Source organism: Clostridium autoethanogenum DSM 10061, assembly GCF_001484725.1.
Lineage (GTDB): Bacteria > Bacillota > Clostridia > Clostridiales > Clostridiaceae > Clostridium_B > Clostridium_B ljungdahlii.
The window spans coordinates 2,119,004-2,136,712 of record NZ_CP012395.1 but is presented as its reverse complement, the minus strand read 5'-3'; the positions used below and the strand labels follow the sequence as shown (position 1 = coordinate 2,136,712).

The 17,709-nt window shown below is 31.4% G+C and carries 13 protein-coding genes, 6 tRNA genes and 1 other annotated feature; all 19 genes read left to right on the top strand.

Going from position 1 to position 17,709, the window contains the following annotated elements:
• The first annotated feature begins 31 nt into the window (after positions 1 to 31).
• The 19 genes from CLAU_RS09685 to murD all read left to right on the top strand — a co-directional run bounded on the left by CLAU_RS09685 (position 32) and on the right by murD (position 17,326).
• Positions 32 to 304 (top strand): FtsB family cell division protein, encoded by a 273-nt coding sequence (locus CLAU_RS09685; protein WP_013240735.1) that lies wholly within the window; start codon positions 32 to 34, stop codon positions 302 to 304.
• Between the two features lie 186 nt (positions 305 to 490).
• Positions 491 to 901, top strand: coding sequence for a S1 domain-containing RNA-binding protein (locus tag CLAU_RS09680; RefSeq protein WP_013240734.1), 411 nt, complete (start codon positions 491 to 493; stop codon positions 899 to 901).
• 130 nt (positions 902 to 1,031) lie between these two features.
• Positions 1,032 to 1,120, top strand: a tRNA-Leu gene (locus tag CLAU_RS09675).
• A gap of 8 nt (positions 1,121 to 1,128) precedes the next feature.
• Positions 1,129 to 1,204 (top strand) — tRNA-Met (locus CLAU_RS09670).
• 16 nt (positions 1,205 to 1,220) lie between these two features.
• Positions 1,221 to 1,297: transfer RNA gene (locus CLAU_RS09665), tRNA-Met, on the top strand.
• Positions 1,298 to 1,308: 11 nt separating this feature from the next.
• A tRNA-Leu gene (locus tag CLAU_RS09660) sits at positions 1,309 to 1,397 on the top strand.
• 8 nt (positions 1,398 to 1,405) lie between these two features.
• A tRNA-Met gene (locus tag CLAU_RS09655) sits at positions 1,406 to 1,481 on the top strand.
• Between the two features lie 306 nt (positions 1,482 to 1,787).
• Entirely contained in the window at positions 1,788 to 4,175 is a 2,388-nt protein-coding gene (gene spoIIE / locus CLAU_RS09650) for a stage II sporulation protein E (protein WP_013240733.1), read from the top strand.
• Between the two features lie 427 nt (positions 4,176 to 4,602).
• Complete coding sequence (gene tilS, locus CLAU_RS09645; protein WP_013240732.1) at positions 4,603 to 6,009, top strand: tRNA lysidine(34) synthetase TilS; 1,407 nt, start codon at positions 4,603 to 4,605, stop codon at positions 6,007 to 6,009.
• Entirely contained in the window at positions 5,996 to 6,541 is a 546-nt protein-coding gene (hpt, locus tag CLAU_RS09640; RefSeq protein ID WP_013240731.1) for a hypoxanthine phosphoribosyltransferase, read from the top strand. The genes tilS and hpt overlap by 14 nt, the downstream gene beginning before the upstream one ends.
• A gap of 82 nt (positions 6,542 to 6,623) precedes the next feature.
• Positions 6,624 to 8,432 (top strand): ATP-dependent zinc metalloprotease FtsH, encoded by a 1,809-nt coding sequence (gene ftsH, locus CLAU_RS09635; RefSeq protein ID WP_013240730.1) that lies wholly within the window; start codon positions 6,624 to 6,626, stop codon positions 8,430 to 8,432.
• Between the two features lie 314 nt (positions 8,433 to 8,746).
• Positions 8,747 to 9,526, top strand: a complete 780-nt coding sequence (locus CLAU_RS09630; RefSeq protein WP_013240729.1) for a type III pantothenate kinase — start codon at positions 8,747 to 8,749, stop codon at positions 9,524 to 9,526.
• A gap of 8 nt (positions 9,527 to 9,534) precedes the next feature.
• Positions 9,535 to 10,497 (top strand): tRNA dihydrouridine synthase DusB, encoded by a 963-nt coding sequence (gene dusB / locus CLAU_RS09625; RefSeq protein ID WP_013240728.1) that lies wholly within the window; start codon positions 9,535 to 9,537, stop codon positions 10,495 to 10,497.
• A gap of 58 nt (positions 10,498 to 10,555) precedes the next feature.
• On the top strand, positions 10,556 to 11,377 hold the full coding sequence (locus CLAU_RS09620) for a hypothetical protein (protein WP_013240727.1): 822 nt from the start codon (positions 10,556 to 10,558) through the stop codon (positions 11,375 to 11,377).
• Positions 11,378 to 11,546: 169 nt separating this feature from the next.
• On the top strand, positions 11,547 to 12,026 hold the full coding sequence (greA, locus tag CLAU_RS09615; RefSeq protein WP_023162488.1) for a transcription elongation factor GreA: 480 nt from the start codon (positions 11,547 to 11,549) through the stop codon (positions 12,024 to 12,026).
• Between the two features lie 16 nt (positions 12,027 to 12,042).
• Positions 12,043 to 13,554, top strand: a complete 1,512-nt coding sequence (lysS, locus tag CLAU_RS09610) for a lysine--tRNA ligase (RefSeq protein ID WP_013240725.1) — start codon at positions 12,043 to 12,045, stop codon at positions 13,552 to 13,554.
• 130 nt (positions 13,555 to 13,684) lie between these two features.
• Positions 13,685 to 13,759: transfer RNA gene (locus tag CLAU_RS09605), tRNA-Asn, on the top strand.
• 82 nt (positions 13,760 to 13,841) lie between these two features.
• Positions 13,842 to 14,010, top strand: a binding site (T-box leader).
• Between the two features lie 85 nt (positions 14,011 to 14,095).
• Positions 14,096 to 15,487, top strand: a complete 1,392-nt coding sequence (locus tag CLAU_RS09600) for a glycine--tRNA ligase (protein ID WP_013240724.1) — start codon at positions 14,096 to 14,098, stop codon at positions 15,485 to 15,487.
• A 462-nt stretch (positions 15,488 to 15,949) separates the two neighbouring features.
• The gene (murD, locus tag CLAU_RS09595; RefSeq protein ID WP_013240723.1) at positions 15,950 to 17,326 is read left to right on the top strand and encodes a UDP-N-acetylmuramoyl-L-alanine--D-glutamate ligase; all 1,377 of its coding nucleotides are present in this window, start codon (positions 15,950 to 15,952) and stop codon (positions 17,324 to 17,326) included.
• The last annotated feature ends 383 nt before the right edge of the window (positions 17,327 to 17,709 follow it).

The following is a 17,709-nucleotide window of genomic DNA, read 5'->3' as shown; positions in this document are numbered from 1 at the left end:
AAATCGTTAGTGGGAGAATCGGTGATTATTAATGAAAATAAAAATCAAGTGGAAAAATATAATCTTTTTATTAATAGTTCTATATATAGGCTATATTTTTATAAGTCAGCAATTAACTATGCAAAACATAAATAAACAGATAAGTGAAAAAAAGATGGAAGAGCAGAGGGGTAAATATAAAAATCAAAAATTACAGGAAGAGGTTAAAATGTCTAATTCTAATGTGTATATAGAAAAATTAGCTAGAGAAAAATTAGGTCTTATTAAGCAAGGCGAAACTCCTGTAATAGACAATAAAAACTAATTACCAGTTATGCTGTAATAGAAAACTATAACAGGTTTTTTGAAATTATGCCTGTTGAGATTATGGAGGATAAGTGGTTGTGGATGTAGCAAAGATTTTTGGGCAAGATCCAAGAAGTCCTACTCTGTTAAAAGAGAAGAAGTTTATATTATATAGTATTATTTTTTAAGGAGGAGTTTTTTTAATATGACCTTAAAGGCAGGAAGCATACTAGAGGGTACAGTAGTTAACATTACTAGTTTTGGAGCTTTTGTAGATGTTGAAGGTAAAACTGGGTTAGTGCATATATCTGAGGTGTCAGACACTTATGTTAAGAATATACGAGATTATTTAAAGGAAAAGGACAAAGTAAAAGTTAAGGTAATTTCTATTGATGACAATGGAAAAATTAGTTTATCTATAAAACAGGCTGGACTTGATAAAAAGAGTGTTAGACCTATGGAAATAGATTGGCAAAAAGAAAAAACTAAGCAAAATCAAGGTAATTTTGAAGATAGATTATCTAAGTTTTTAAAAGATAGTGAAGAAAGATTCCAAGATATAAAGAAACATCAAGATGCAAAAGGCAAAGGATACAAAAAATCTTCTAATTACTAGTAGGATTACCTAAAGAGGCTGTTTAGCCTCTTTTTAAATTTTATTTATAGAAATTTTTAAAAATTAGTTGACAATATAGTTAGTACCATATATAATAATATATGTCGTCAATTTGTTGTGTATATATTTTGCTGGAGTGGCGGAACAGGCAGACGCACAGGACTTAAAATCCTGCGGGCTTTAAAACCCGTACCGGTTCGATTCCGGTCTTCAGCACCAATTAATGTCGCGGGGTGGAGCAGCTGGTAGCTCGTCGGGCTCATAACCCGAAGGTCGGAGGTTCAAGTCCTTCCCCCGCAACCACAGAAATATATAACATGGCGGAATAGCTCAGCTGGCTAGAGCATTCGGTTCATACCCGAAGTGTCGTAGGTTCAAGTCCTATTTCCGCTACCAATTGATGATGTGCTGGAGTGGCGGAACAGGCAGACGCACAGGACTTAAAATCCTGCGGGCTTTAAAACCCGTACCGGTTCGATTCCGGTCTTCAGCACCAATTAATGCCGCGGGGTGGAGCAGCTGGTAGCTCGTCGGGCTCATAACCCGAAGGTCGGAGGTTCAAGTCCTTCCCCCGCAACCACAGAAACTTGCATATATTGCAAGTTTTTTTTAGTTTCTAATTTACTTGCCATTGAAGTTCTTAATAATGGCTAAAGTCTAATCGGGTTACAGTATACCTTTCTAAAATTATCAAAATCACAAACTTATTAACATTGTGGATAAAATAGGATAACTAGTTTTTAGTGTATGTATAAAATAAAAATTATGAAAAAAAAATAAAATTAATGTCCTAAAAAAAATATAGGGGTATCTCACGTTATGACATTTATTTCCAGAAATTACTGCTATAATGTAAGCAGTAATTTTATAAGGTGGGTGGTATTATATGCAATATGGAGCAGAGGTATTTCCTTATCAAAGGACAGAAAAGCTAAAGAATGAAGAAAAAAACCATGAAGCCAGGGATATAACAAAAACAATTCAAATAATATTTTATTTCCTAGCAGGTTTTTTAGTTGGAAGGGTTATGATGGTAAATCTTATGGCACCCTTTGGAATAGCCTTTTTTATATCAATAGCAGAATGTGAAAAACGAAAACCTTCCCTGATTGCTGCGTTGGGAACACTATTAGGGTATATTTCAATGTATGGAAATATTAAATATCTTCCTGTATATTGTATAGTAATTGTAACATTAGCAACTTTAAATCATATATTAAATAACATTAGTGCAAAAAAGAAGTTAGTATTATTATTTTCTGCTGCATTAATAGAGTTTTTTGCTTATAAGTTTTTAATATTGAAATTAACTGTTGGGGTAGCTGCTTTTAATTCTGTTTTTGAAGTTATGTGTATCTTTCCAATATATTTTATTATTAATTATTCTATATTATGCTTAAAAAAATTAAAAACTAGACATTTATACAGCAGTGAGGAAATAATTAGTATGTCTATAACTGCATCTTTGATTATAGCAGGAACTTGGGGAATGAGTATACATGAAGTATCTTTTAGAAATATAATAGCACTAGGTTTTATACTTATATTAGGTTATGTAAAGGGAAGTCCATCGGGGGCAGCCGCTGGTGTAGCCATGGGAACTATAATAGGAGTTACCTCTAGCGATATGATGATATATATTTCAGTTTATGGATTATGTGGACTTATATCAGGTGTGTTTAGGGAAACAGGTAAGTGGATGAGCGGAAGCGCTTATATTATAGGATTTATGGTACTAAAGATGTATTCTAATATAGGAACAGAATTTAAAATAATAGAAATAATTATAAGTTGTTGTATATTTTTTGTAATACCTCAGAAAATATACAAAAAAATAGAAATGGAGTTAGACTGGGAAAAGAAGCAGGAGCATTTAAAAGAAAATTATGCAGGTAAAATCAAATCTATTTTTTCACATAAATTTGATAGCTTTTCTAAAGTACTTAATAACATGTCAGTTGTTTTGGCTAAATTGGCAGATAATGATAAGCTTGCTTTGAAAAATAAAAGTAGTGCACTTATAGAAAATTTGGCAGATAGAGTGTGTTCTGATTGCGATATGAAGCACATGTGTTGGAACAGAGAAGCTTTTTATACTTATAATGCTTTTGCAGAATTAATACAAAATTACGAGGATAACAAAAAACATATGCCAGGGGAACTTCAAAGAAAATGTACTAAAAGAACGGTACTTATAAAAAATACGGAAGAGATTGTAAATAATTATATTGTAAGTGAAATGAGAAAGAACAGACTCAGTGAATGTAGAGAATTACTAGCATCCCAAATAAAGAATATGGGAAAAACTATAGGTGATATAGTAGAAGATTTTAACTTAAATATGAAGTTCAATCCTGAGGTGGAAAATGATATACGAAGAATTCTAAACAAAAGCAACATACATTATAAAGATGTGTTTTGTTTTAATAATAAAAAGGGACACTTAGTTGTAAACTTATCTATGGAAGCTTGCGGCGGCAAACAGGAGTGTGTTAAAAATATACTTCCACTTATAAACAATGTAACTAAAAAATTAATGTGTGTAAGTGAAGACGGATGTAATATAAATTCTTCTATGGATAGCTGTAGTATAACTTTTGAAGAAACGCCTAAATATCATATAGCAGCTTATGTGAGTAGAGTTTGTAAGGATGGTGAAAAATGTAATGGTGACAGTTATAGCTTTGGAAAATTGCCAGATGGAACATATATGACGATTATAAGTGATGGAATGGGTTCAGGCCCTCAGGCAGGACAGGAAAGTAGTGCATCTGTTGAACTTATAAAGGAATTTACAAGTGCGGGTTTCAATAAAATGACAGCTATCAATACGGTAAATTCTATAATGGGTATAAAATTTACTGAAGATGAGAAGTTTTCCACATTAGATTTAAGCAGTGTGGATTTATATAAAGGCGAAGTAGATTTTATGAAAGTAGGAGCAGCGGCTAGTTTTATAAAAAGAGGGGAGGATGTTATAGTAATAAAATCAAAAACACTTCCTATAGGAATATTAGATAAAGTGGACGTGGACATTAGTAATAACAAAATAATGAATGGGGACTTCCTAATAATGGTAAGCGATGGAGTGATTGATTATGAAAGTGAGGCAGCAGGAAATTTATATTGGATGATAGAATTCCTAAAAGAATTAGATTGCACTGATCCTAAGGAAATGTGCAAGAAAATTACTGATAAAGCAAAAGAACTTTCTGGAGGGAAGGCAAAAGATGATATGACAGCAATAGTAGAAAAGGTATACAGCCTTTATTAAAGGAGATAGGTATTATCTTTGAGTATTCAACGTTTACAGTTTAAAAACATTGTGAAGCAAAGCTTTTGAAAATAGCAAAGTTCAAATAACAAAGAACAGATAAAGATGTTTTCCCTCGTACCTCAGGAAATCTATAATTTTAATATTTTCTGACGTTAAGAAGAAAATTATCTTTATTTGATATTTGAACTTTGTACTTTGTTTTTTAAAAATATTATGTCGTAATTTTGTTAGTTTACGCCACTTAGTTTTTAGATTTTTCATAATACTGGCGGATAAAAATCTTCTGAAATTGTGAATTGTGAATTGGTGCTGTAGGCAGTCTAAATATAGCTTTTATGTCATTCTTGCACAAAAAATAATTCATTTATGTTATAATAAATTAGCGTATTGTTTCTAAAATAATAATTTTTAGGAAGTGTTTGTTTTGATAGAATCTGTATTAGATACCATCACAAAAAATAAAATGTTTGATAGAGGAGATAAAGTAATAGTAGCTGTATCGGGAGGACCAGATTCGATATGTCTATTACACATATTGTATGTTTTGAGAGAAAAATTAGACATAACTTTATGTGTAGCTCATGTAAATCACTGTCTGAGAGGAAAAGATGCAGATGGAGACGAAGAATATGTAAAAAAGTTTTGTGAAAATTTGAAGATACAATTTAAAAGCTTAAAAATAGATGTAAATCATGTTTCTCAGGAAGAAGGAATATCTTGTGAGAGTGCTGGAAGAAAAGTAAGATATAGCTTTTTTGAAAAACTTAAAGATGAGTTAAAAGCTCAAAAAATAGCTATAGCCCATAATGCTAATGATCAGGCTGAAACAATTTTAATGAGAATTATGCGGGGTGCAGGGCTGGACGGTTTAGTGGGAATAAGACCTGTAAGAGATAATATATATGTTAGACCTCTGATATGCAGTACTAGAGATGAAATTGAAAAATACTGCAGCTTAAATAATCTTAATCCTAGAATTGATAAAACTAATTTAGAAACTTTATATTCTAGGAATAAAATAAGGTTACAACTTATACCATATATACAGGAGAACTTTAATAAAGATATAATTAAAGTATTAAATAGATTTTCTGATACAATAAAAATAGATAATGAATATTTAAGCTATATTTCACAAGAAAAATTTAAAAAACATTGTGACATAAAGGGAGAAAAGGTTATAATATCTAAAGAGGCATTCTTAGAAAAGGAAGCAATATTAAGTAGGATAATAAGAATGTCCTTAAAAATTGTAACTGGAAACTTAAAAGATTTTGAAAGAATTCATATTCTAAATATAATAGAAGTTCAAAAACATTCTACAGGTAAGGAACAGATGCTTCCCAATAATGTATTGGTTTTAAACGACTATGGAAATATTATAATAAGTAAAAATACAAAAAAAGCTGTATCAGATTATAAAAAGCAGTATATACTGCAAGTTGGATGCAATAATATCTCCCCAATTAAATCTACCGTGTACATAGAGCTAGTTGAAGCTAAAGAATATATACATTGTAAGAAAAATAAGTTCGTACAGTATTTTGATTATGATAAGATAGAAGGAGATGTTACATTACGAAATAGGAGAGAAGGGGATAAGTTTATACCACTTGGAATGACTGGAAGTAAGAAATTAAAAGACCTGTTTATAGATTTAAAAGTATCAAAAGATAAAAGAAATGATATTCCTATCATATGTTTTGGAGACAAAATTGGATGGATTGTTGGATATAGAATAAGCGAACTTTTTAAAGTTGATAAGAATACTAGAAATATTTTAGCTATAAAATTTGAAAGTGAGGAACTAGGAAAGCATGACCAACATTAGTGAAGATATCAAGGAAGTACTACTTGATGAAGGTAAGATTAAAAAGAAAGTTAAGGAAATAGGGAAAAGAATAAGTCAGGATTATGATGGAAAAGATTTGCTCCTTGTAGGTATTCTGAAAGGATCTGTCCCATTTATGGCAGATTTGCTTAAAGAAATAACTATTCCATGTAGCATGGATTTTATGGCAGTTTCAAGCTATGGAAATTCTACGAAAAGCTCAGGTGTTGTTAGAATTTTAAAAGATTTAGATTTTGAAATAGAGAATAAGCACATATTAATAGTAGAAGATATCATAGATTCAGGCATAACCTTAGCCTATCTTGTGGATTACTTGAAGGGAAGAAAAGCTAAGAGTGTAGAAATAGCATGTCTTTTAAATAAAGCCGATAGAAGAAAGGTTAGCGTCAATGCAAAATACATAGGATTTGAAGTGCCTGATTATTTTTTAGTAGGATATGGCCTAGACTATGCAGAAAAGTATAGAAATTTCCCATATGTTGGGATATTAAAAGAAGAAATTTACAAATAATTAGTAATAAATTTTATTGTAAAGGAATTTTAATTATGATACAATTTTACAGTATAAAACTAGAAAGAGAGGGGGGCCTTTAATGAAAAAATTTTCAAGTGCAACGGCCTGGGCAGTAGTTTTTATATTAGTGATAGTTGCAGCATTGTTGCTGGTAAGAACTGGTGAAAGTTCAACATCTATTAGTTTTAATGATTTTCAGAAGTATTGGTTAAGTAATGATGTAAAAAGTTTTCAGCTTAGAGAAGATAAAATGACAGTTCAAGGTAGTTTAAAAAATGGAACAGCATATGAGACTGTAGTCCCATCTGAAAGATTATTTCAATTTATAGGTCAGCATCCTAAAGATGGTGAAGTTCAAGAAATGTATGCTAAACCTGCAACAATACCTATGTGGGTACAATATTTACCAACGGTTCTTTTAATACTTATGCTTGTAGCATTTTGGTTTATGTTTATGCAGCAATCACAAGGTGGCGGTGGAAATCGTAATGTGATGAATTTTGGAAAGAGCAGAGCTAAAATGGCCACGCCAGACAATAATAAGAAGAAAGTTACTTTTGCAGACGTTGCAGGAGCAGAAGAGGAAAAAGCAGAATTAGCAGAAATAGTAGACTTTTTAAAACAACCTAAAAGATATATAGAAATGGGAGCTAGGATACCTAAAGGAGTTTTACTTGTAGGACCTCCAGGAACAGGAAAAACTCTTCTTGCTAAAGCTATATCTGGTGAAGCTGGAGTACCGTTTTTTAGTATATCTGGTTCAGATTTTGTGGAAATGTTTGTTGGTGTAGGAGCTTCTAGAGTTAGAGACTTATTTGATCAAGCCAAAAAAAATTCACCTTGTATAGTTTTTATAGATGAAATAGATGCAGTTGGAAGACAAAGAGGCGCTGGACTTGGCGGAGGACATGATGAAAGAGAACAGACCTTGAATCAACTCTTAGTTGAAATGGATGGATTTGGAGTCAATGAAGGAATAATCATGATAGCTGCTACAAATAGACCTGATATATTAGACCCTGCACTTTTAAGACCTGGAAGATTTGATAGGCAAATACTTGTAGGTGCACCTGATGTTAAGGGAAGAGAAGAAATACTTAAAGTTCACTCTAAAAATAAGCATTTATCAGATGAAGTTAAGTTAGATGTATTAGCTAAAAGAACACCTGGATTTACAGGTGCAGATCTGGAAAATCTTATGAATGAATCTGCACTTTTAGCAGTTAGAAAGAGTAAAACACTAATTGGTATGGATGAGCTAGAAGAAGCAGTAACTAGAGTAATAGCAGGACCTGAAAAAAAGAGTAGGGTAATTGATGAGGAAGATAGAAAGCTTACAGCATATCACGAGGCAGGTCATGCTGTTGTTATGAAACTTTTACCTAATTCAGATCCCGTTCATCAGATAAGTATAATACCTAGAGGAATGGCAGGAGGATATACCATGCACCTTCCTGAGAAGGACAGTTCTTATATGTCAAAGTCAAAACTGGAAGATGAAATTGTGGGTCTTCTAGGAGGAAGAGTAGCAGAAAAATTGATTATAGGCGATATAAGTACTGGAGCCAAAAATGATATTGAAAGAGCTACAACTATAGCTAAAAAAATGGTAATGGATTATGGTATGAGTGATTTAGGTCCTATTGCATTTGGATCAGGACATGATGAGGTATTCTTAGGTAGAGATTTAGGCAAGGGTAGAAACTTTAGTGAAGAAGTAGCTTTTGAGATAGATAAGGAAATAAGGAAATTAATAGATGAAAGTTATGATAAAGCAGAAAAGCTTCTTTCAGATAACTTAAATAAGCTTCATGCAGTAGCAAAACAGCTTTTAGAAAAAGAAAAACTTGAAGCAAATGAATTTGAAGAAATATTTGCTCAAGCCTAATTGAATATATTTAAGTAGAGAGTTCCTGTGATAGTATGCAGGGACTTTTTCTATATTACCACTACTTGTGCTAATACTCCTATGTATACTATAAAAGTGACTATCCCAAAGTTGTAGAACCTTTGGAGTATATGATTTTCTTTAAAGTGGATGATAGCAATTTAATCTTGACAAATAAAATTTTATTGATACAATTAAATTATTATTTTGACTTAAATTGATGTTTTATAGGGGCAGCTACAAAGCTGCTCCTTAATTGTGTATATCATGGGATTAATCATTATTATTTCGATTTAGAAGGGTGGTGTTGTTTAATGATTCTAGTTCTAGATGCAGGAAATACTAACATTGTTTTAGGAGTATATGATGAAAATAAACTTATTTCAGTATGTAGATTGTCTACAGATTCTAAAAGGACAGCAGATGAATATGGAATTCAAGTAATGGAACTTTTCTTACATGAAAAACTGGATCCTTCAGATATAAAAGGAGTTATCATATCCTCTGTAGTTCCAAATATAATGTACTCATTAGAGCATATGATAATGATATATTTTGGAATAGTTCCAATTATAGTTGGACCTGGAGTAAAAACTGGAATAAATGTGAAGTATGATAACCCAAGAGAAGTAGGGGCAGATAGAATAGTGAATGCTGTAGCAGCTCATGAAATGTATAATAGATCTATAATTATAATAGATTTTGGTACAGCTACTACATTTTGTGCAGTTACTGCAAAGGGAGATTATTTAGGGGGAGTAATATGCCCTGGAATAAAAATATCTGCAGATGCTTTAGTTGAAAAGGCAGCTAAACTTCCAAGAGTGGAAATAACCAAGCCTCAAAAAGTAATATGCAAAAACACAGTTGCTAGTATGCAATCTGGCATAGTGTATGGTTATATAGGTCAGGTGGATTATATAGTTGGGAAAATGAAAAAAGAAATGATAGATTTAGGAGAAGATGAACCTTTTGTAATAGCTACAGGTGGCCTTGCTAAACTGATAAATGAGGAGTCAAAGTCTATAGATAAAATAGATTCTATATTGACATTAACGGGACTTAAGATAATCTATGACAAAAATAAAGAGTAGGTGCTTTGATGAAAATAGGAAATTTTGAATTGAAAGATAATGTGGTTTTAGCTCCTATGGCTGGAGTTACAGATAGGGCTTTTAGAGAATTGTGCATAGAGATGAAGTGCGGATTTACCTATACAGAAATGATAAGTGCCAAAGCTCTTTTCTATGATAGTGATAGAACTAAACAGATGCTCAAAGTGTCTTCTATAGAAAAGCCTTTAGGTGTTCAAATATTTGGAAGTGATCCACTTATAATGGCTAAAGTTTGTGATTTTTTTAATTGCAATGAAGATATCGCCATTATAGATATAAACATGGGGTGTCCTGCTCCTAAAATAGTAAAAAATGGAGAAGGATCTGCACTTATGAAAAATTCTTCTCTTGCTTCTCAAATAGTAAAAGAAGTGAAAAAAGCTTCTGCAAAACCGGTTACTGTAAAAATGAGAATAGGATTTGACTTTGATAATATAAATGTAGTGGACTTTGCTCAAATTATGGAACAATCAGGAGCTGATGCTGTGACTGTTCATGGTAGAACTAGCACACAGATGTATAATGGCAGTGCAAATTGGGATATAATAAGTCAAGTAAAGAAAAAGGTCAACATTCCTGTAATCGGAAATGGAGATGTATTTACAGCAGAAGATGCAATTAGACTGTTTAATAATACAGGATGCGATGGGGTAATGGTTGGAAGAGGTTCTATGGGAAATCCGTGGATATTTAAACAGATATGTGAAATCAGAAATCATCAACCAGTTATATTTCCAAGTCCTTTAGAAAAAATAAATTTGTGTATGGAACACTATAGAAGGGCAATATATTATAATGGTGAAGATAGGGCTGTAAGAGAAATGAGAAAGCATATAGCATGGTATATAAAAGGACTAAAAAATAGTAAAGAGATAAAAGATAAAATAAATTGTGAAAAAAAGAGTGAAAATGTATTTAAAATTTTAAATGAATATAAATCTTTGCTGTAATTTTTAATAGAATAGGGGAATAGGATATTACTGTAAGCAATGTAACAGGAAGAAAAGTGTGAAATCGATTTTATATACTACACCGCAAAAAATTAGATTCTATAATGACAGTAGCTTTTGGGGAAAAATTAAGGATAGATTTAGGTTAAAATTGAAGGAAAAAATCTTTATAAAAGAACTAAAATTAGAAATAAAAAATGTTAAATTTCCGCCAAATATTAATATAGAGTCTTATAATAGTAACATTCTAAGGGCGAAAAAGATATCAAGGATAAGAGATATGGAACTAGCTCCTAAAGTATATAGATATTTAGATTATAATTTATACAATAAATTTCAAAGGGAACTAATGGCTTTTAGTATTATAAAGAGTTTAAAAATTATACTTAGAATTAAGAAAAAGAGTATAAGACATAGTTGCATAGTTGTTTATGATGCTTCAGAGAGAATTTTATTTGATACTATATGCTATTTGGCTAAAGAAGCTAAAAATATAATATTACTTTCTAGAGATATTATGAAAACTAATGATATTGGACAATATATTATTGCTAACTATGGAGTAACTCCCATAATTACATCTGATATGAAGTTTTCTTTTGAAAGTGCAGATTTTGTAATAAGTTCTAAGAATATCACTGTAAAGAGTGATGCATATGTATGGTATATAGATAATAGTTATATACCCAGTAATGGAGGCGTAATAGTGAACGATGTTGGTTATAAAGTTCCATGGGATTGTAAGTACAATGGAGTATCTTTTGAACTTTTAGGGTCCATACTTTGTCAAATGAATGAAAAAAATGTGGAAAAATCTTTATCCTATAATGGAATATTTCTTGATAAAATAAAATTTAATGAGGATATGCTAGTTTTATAATCTAGAAGAAATTGTAATATGAAAATTCAATTTTCAAAATGTTGACATTATAATAGTGCTGTTTTATAATTACTTAAATAATAATTAGTATGAGTAAAAGAGAGCACGTTGATGGCTAATAGGGTTATCTATAAGAATTTTAGATAAATTGTTAAAAGGGGATAGTTAAATGAGTGGATCAAAAAAATATGTAATGACCTATGAAGGAATAACAAAGCTTGAGGATGAATTAGAATATTTAAAAACAGCTAAAAGAAGAGAAATTATGGAAAAGATTAAAGTAGCACTTTCTTTTGGAGATTTAAGTGAAAATTCAGAGTATGATAGTGCTAAAAATGAACAAGCATTTGTAGAAGGAAGAATAGTACAACTTGAAAATATGCTAAAAAATGCTACTATAGTAGATGAAGAAGAAATTCCGCCAGGAGTAGTAGGCATAGGATCTATTGTAAAAGTTAGGGACTATGATTTTAATGAGGAAGTAGAATATTTGATTGTAGGTTCTGCAGAAGCGGATCCAATTAACAATAAAATATCCAATGAATCTCCAGTAGGTAAAGGACTTGTAGGTAAAAAAGCTGGAGATATAGTTGAAGTACAGGTTCCAGATGGAGTTAGTAAGTACGAGATACTTAGTATAAGAAGATAATTGGAGGGTAACATTGATGTCAAAAGACGAAAAGAAATTACATGCACTAGAAGAAAAGTCTAATGAGCTCATTAGGGAGAGACTGCAAAAATTTGAAGACCTTAAAGAAGCAGGAAAAGATCCTTTTGACGTATATAAAGTAGAAAGGACACATACTTCAAAAGAAGTAAAGGACAACTATGATACTTTAGAAGGTAAAGATGTAACTGTAGCAGGAAGGCTTATTTCGAAAAGAGTTCATGGAAAAGCTGGATTTTCCGATTTGTATGATAGATATGGAAAGATACAGTTATATATAAGGATAAACGATGTAGGTGAAGAGAAATTAAAAGAGTACAAATCCTATGATATTGGTGATATTTTATCTGTAACTGGTAGGGTATTTAAAACTAAAACAGAAGAAATATCAATTCATATTACAGATTTTGAACTGGTAGCTAAGTCTCTCAAACCGCTTCCAGAAAAATGGCATGGCTTAAAAGATCCAGATTTGAGATATAGGCAGAGATATGTGGATTTAATAATAAACAGTGACGTTAGAGATACTTTCTTGAAGAGAACTGCCATAATAAAGTCAATAAGAGAATTCCTAGATAATAAGGACTACATAGAAGTGGAGACTCCAATACTTTCGTCAATAGCTGGAGGAGCTGCAGCAAAACCTTTTACAACCCATCATAATGCACTTGATATAGATATGTATTTGAGAATTGCTACAGAACTATATCTTAAAAGACTTATAGTTGGTGGTTTTGAAAAAGTATATGAAATAGGTAAATGCTTTAGAAATGAAGGTATGGATATAAGGCACAATCCAGAATACACATCTATTGAATTATATGAAGCTTTTGCAGATTATAACGATATGATGGAAATTACTGAAAATATGATAGCCTATGTATGTGAGAAAGTCCTTGGTACTACAAAGGTAGTTTATGAAGATACGGAAATAGACTTTAAGCCACCATGGAATAGAATTACTATGGTAGAAGCAGTTAAAAAATTTGCAAATGTAGATTTTGATGAAGTGAAAGACGATGAAGAAGCTAGAGAAATTGCTAAAGGAAAACATATTGAATTAAAGAAGGAACTGAAGGATTGTTCAAAGGGTGATATATTGGATGCTATGTTTGAAGAATTTTGCGAAGAAAAGTTTATTCAACCTACTTTTGTAATGGATTATCCTGTAGAAATATCACCTCTTACTAAAAAGAAAAGAGGAAATCCTAAGTTTACGGAAAGATTCGAAGGATTTATATTTGGAAGAGAAATATGTAATGCATATTCAGAACTAAATGATCCTATAGTGCAGAGAGAAAGATTTATGCAGCAGCTAAAAGAAAGAGAACTAGGTGATGATGAGGCATATATGATGGATGAAGATTTCTTAAATGCACTTGAGATAGGCATGCCTCCAACTGGAGGTTTGGGAATAGGAGTAGATAGACTTGTAATGTTCCTTACGAATGCCACTTCAATAAGGGATGTTATATTATTTCCTACAATGAAGCCAAATCAACAGCAGTAAGTATATAACTTGTTTGAAGACCTAAGGAAATTTCAGTTAAAATCCATAGGTCTTCAAAATGTTTTTACATAAAAAATAAAAAAATGTTGCATTTTTAAAATCCCATGATATAATATTATATGTAAGTTATTCCGTGGTAGCTCAATGGTTGAGCATTCGGCTGTTAACCGAAGGGTTGGAGGTTCGAGCCCTCTCCACGGAGCCATTTCATTTTTTGTAATATTTAAAGACTTATTATTTACATTTAAAGATAATAGGATAAGATGAAAACTATATAGAAAAAATTAATATATGCTGTGATAAAGAATAGTATTAATGTAAATCTCTACAGAGAAGTTGTGGATGGTGTAAACAACTGGGATTTTATTTATGAAGGAACTTTTGAGCTAACTATGTATTTAAAGATGAGCTTGTGCTAAAGAGGGTGGAACCGCGGAAATAAAATTCGTCCCTTATGTGGCAGGTTCTTTTTTTATATTTTAAAATCCCAATTTAATGTTTAATAATAAGTAATGAATTAAAATAGAAAGGGGAAAAAATAATGTCTTTTGAAAAAACTATGGATAAAGTAGTAGCTTTAGCTAAAAGTAGAGGATTTGTATATCCTGGGTCAGATATATATGGGGGCCTTGCTAATACATGGGATTATGGCCCTATTGGAGTAGAACTAAAAAATAACGTAAAGAAAGTTTGGTGGCAAAAGTTTGTTCATGAAAGTGAACATAATGTAGGAATAGACTGTGCCATACTTATGAATAATGAAGTTTGGGTAGCTTCAGGTCATGTGGGGAACTTTTCTGATCCACTTATGGATTGTAAAGAATGCAAGGCTAGGTTTAGAGCTGATAAGTTGGTAGAAGAACATATGACAGCACAAGGAGTAGAAAAGGCTAGTGCTGATGGATGGAGCAATGAAAAATTAGAGAAATACATAGACGACAACAATATTGTTTGCCCTAGCTGTGGAAAGAAGAATTTTACTGATATCAGACAATTTAATCTTATGTTTAAAACATTTCAAGGAGTTACAGAGGATTCAAAATCAGAAATATATCTGAGACCTGAAACTGCACAGGGGATATTCGTAAATTTTAAAAATGTTCAAAGAACAAGTAGAAAAAAGATACCTTTTGGAATAGCACAAATAGGTAAATCTTTTAGAAATGAAATAACTCCAGGAAACTTTACTTTTAGAACTAGAGAATTTGAACAGATGGAACTTGAATTTTTCTGTAAACCGGGAACTGACTTAGAATGGCATGATTATTGGAAAAAGTATTGCTGGAATTTCTTATTGAGTCTTGGAATAAAAGAAGAAAATATAAGATTTAGAGATCATGATAAGGAGGAACTTTCCCATTATAGTAATGCCACTTCTGATATTGAATATTTATTTCCATTTGGATGGGGCGAGCTTTGGGGTGTAGCAGATAGAACGGATTATGATTTAAAACAGCATCAAGAGCATTCTGGTAAGGATATGACTTATTTAGATACGGTAACTAAGGAAAAATATATACCATACTGTATAGAACCTTCTGTAGGAGCTGATAGAGCTGTACTTGCATTTTTAGTTGATGCATATGATGAAGAAGAATTAGAAGGAGGAGATGTAAGGACAGTACTACATTTTCACCCTGCTATAGCTCCATTTAAAGCAGCTATTTTACCTCTTAGTAAAAAGTTATCAGAAAAAGCTTTAGAAGTATACAACATTTTAAGAAAAGATTTTAATGTGGAGTATGATGATGCAGGAAGTATAGGTAAGAGATATAGAAGAGAAGATGAAATTGGAACGCCTTATTGTATAACAGTAGATTTTGATACAATGGATGACAATACTGTTACTGTAAGAGATAGGGATACCATGGAGCAGTTTAGAATAAAAATAGAAGAATTATCGGCATTTATACAAGAAAAAGTGCAGTTTTAAAGTGCAGTTTTAGTAAAAAGGTGTCATATAAATTTGAGAAAATTTATATGACACCTTTTGTTATTCTGCGGTTATTTGTTCGGAATAGCAGTACTCTATATTTTTTATTAAAAAAATTTACCGAATCAAAAGATCCGGTAAATTAGGGTTTAATCATGGGGATATGTTATATGTTTAATTAAAACTTGGGGAATTATATTAATGTTTCCTTACGGCACGAATATAGTATAACATAACACAATAATAATTTTCAATAGAGTCATATAAAGTCATTAAATTAAATATTTTCTCACAATTTAGACTTTAATAGTATATTAGGGCGAATAAGCTAAATATTGTTTAAGATCTATACCGTCGGAGTTATTCTAGTACGATATATCTACTTCATACAAATTTATAGAAAATTATGTTATGATATAAGCGTGATTATAATTAGCAGATTTATTTTTGGAGGTTTTTTTAATGAAGGAAGATTTTGATAACTTTAAAAAGTTTATAAAGAATAAAAAGACGGCAGTAGTTGGAATAGGAATAAGTAATAGACCTTTAATTAATTTTTTATTGGGACTAGGTGCACAGGTAAGTGCTTTTGATAAAAAAGATGAAGGGGAACTTGGTGAAGTTGCCAAGGAATTAAAAAAGCGAGGAGTGAATTTAGTATTAGGCAAAAATTATCTCGAATATTTAGATAATTTTGATGTAATATTTAAGACTCCCTCTATGAGAATAGATAGTCCTGCACTTGTAAAAGCTAAACAAAATGGGGCATATGTAACTTCAGAAATGGAAGAGTTTATTAAATATTGTCCTGCTAAGATATATGGAGTAACTGGCAGTGATGGGAAAACTACAACTACTACGCTTATATACAATATGTTAAAGGAACAGGGATATAAAAGTTGGGTTGGCGGAAATATAGGTGCCCCATTATTTTCCAGGATAGAAGAAATAGATCCTGAGGATAAGGTAGTTCTTGAACTTTCAAGCTTTCAACTTATGGGTATGGATGTATCACCAGAGGTAGCTGTGATTACTAATATAAGTCCAAATCATCTTGATATTCATAAGGATATGGAAGAGTATGTGAATGCAAAAAAAAGTATATTTAAGTATCAAGGAAACCAGGATGTGGTCATTCTTAATAGAGATAATGAGTGTACTAATGCTATGGTAAAAGAAGCTAAAGGAAAAGTAAGACAGTTTAGTATTGAAGAAGAATTAACTTCTGGTGGATATTTAAAGGGAGACATTTTATGTATTGATGGGAAAAAAGTATGCAAGATAAGTGAGGTTAAACTTAGAGGAATGCATAATGTTGCAAATTTGCTTACTGCATTTTCTGCAATTAAAGAGGATGTTTCTGTAGATAATATGAAAAAAGTTGCTACTACATTTGAGGGAGTAGAGCATAGGTGTGAATTTGTAAGAGAATTAGATGGAGTTAAATATTATAATGATTCTATTGCCTCTAGCCCTACAAGAACATTGGCAGGATTAAGAGCTTTTGATAAACCTGTAATATTAATAGCAGGTGGATATGATAAAAAGATACCTTTTGATGTTTTGGCGGAGGAAGGATATTCAAAAATAAAAACTTTAATACTTATGGGAGCTACAAAAGATAAAATTAAAAAATCATTTGAGAAACTTAAGTGTGAAAAGGGAATTGACGTGCCTATAGTATCTGTAGATTCACTAACAGACGCAGTAAATGTTGCTAAAGAGTTATCAACTAATGGTGATATTGTGACTTTTTCACCTGCATGTGCTAGTTTTGATATGTTCCCTAATTTTGAAGTTAGGGGCAATGCGTTTAAGGATATAATAAATAATTTTTAGAATACATGAGAAGAGAAGTTGTTATAAAGAAGCAATTTCTCTTTTTTTGCCAAATTTATTGTAATAACGTTTCCTCGTGTATCGGTATGTGAATATTAAAGATTTTTATAGAAATTTATAGTATTATTTAGATAAATGATGCATATAATATGTAAGTATATAAAAGAAAATTGTAGGTATGGTATTATATCAACTGTTGTCACGTAAATAAGTCACACAGTTTGTTGAAAGTAAATTAAAAAATGTGTTGACAAAGAAAAAAATACATGATAAACTATAAAAGCTGTCGAAGTGAGGCAGCAAAATGATCCTTGAAAATTAAACAGAGGAAGATATAAGTACAACTTATTTAGAATAAACCAGCAATTCTTTTGAGCTGCGAG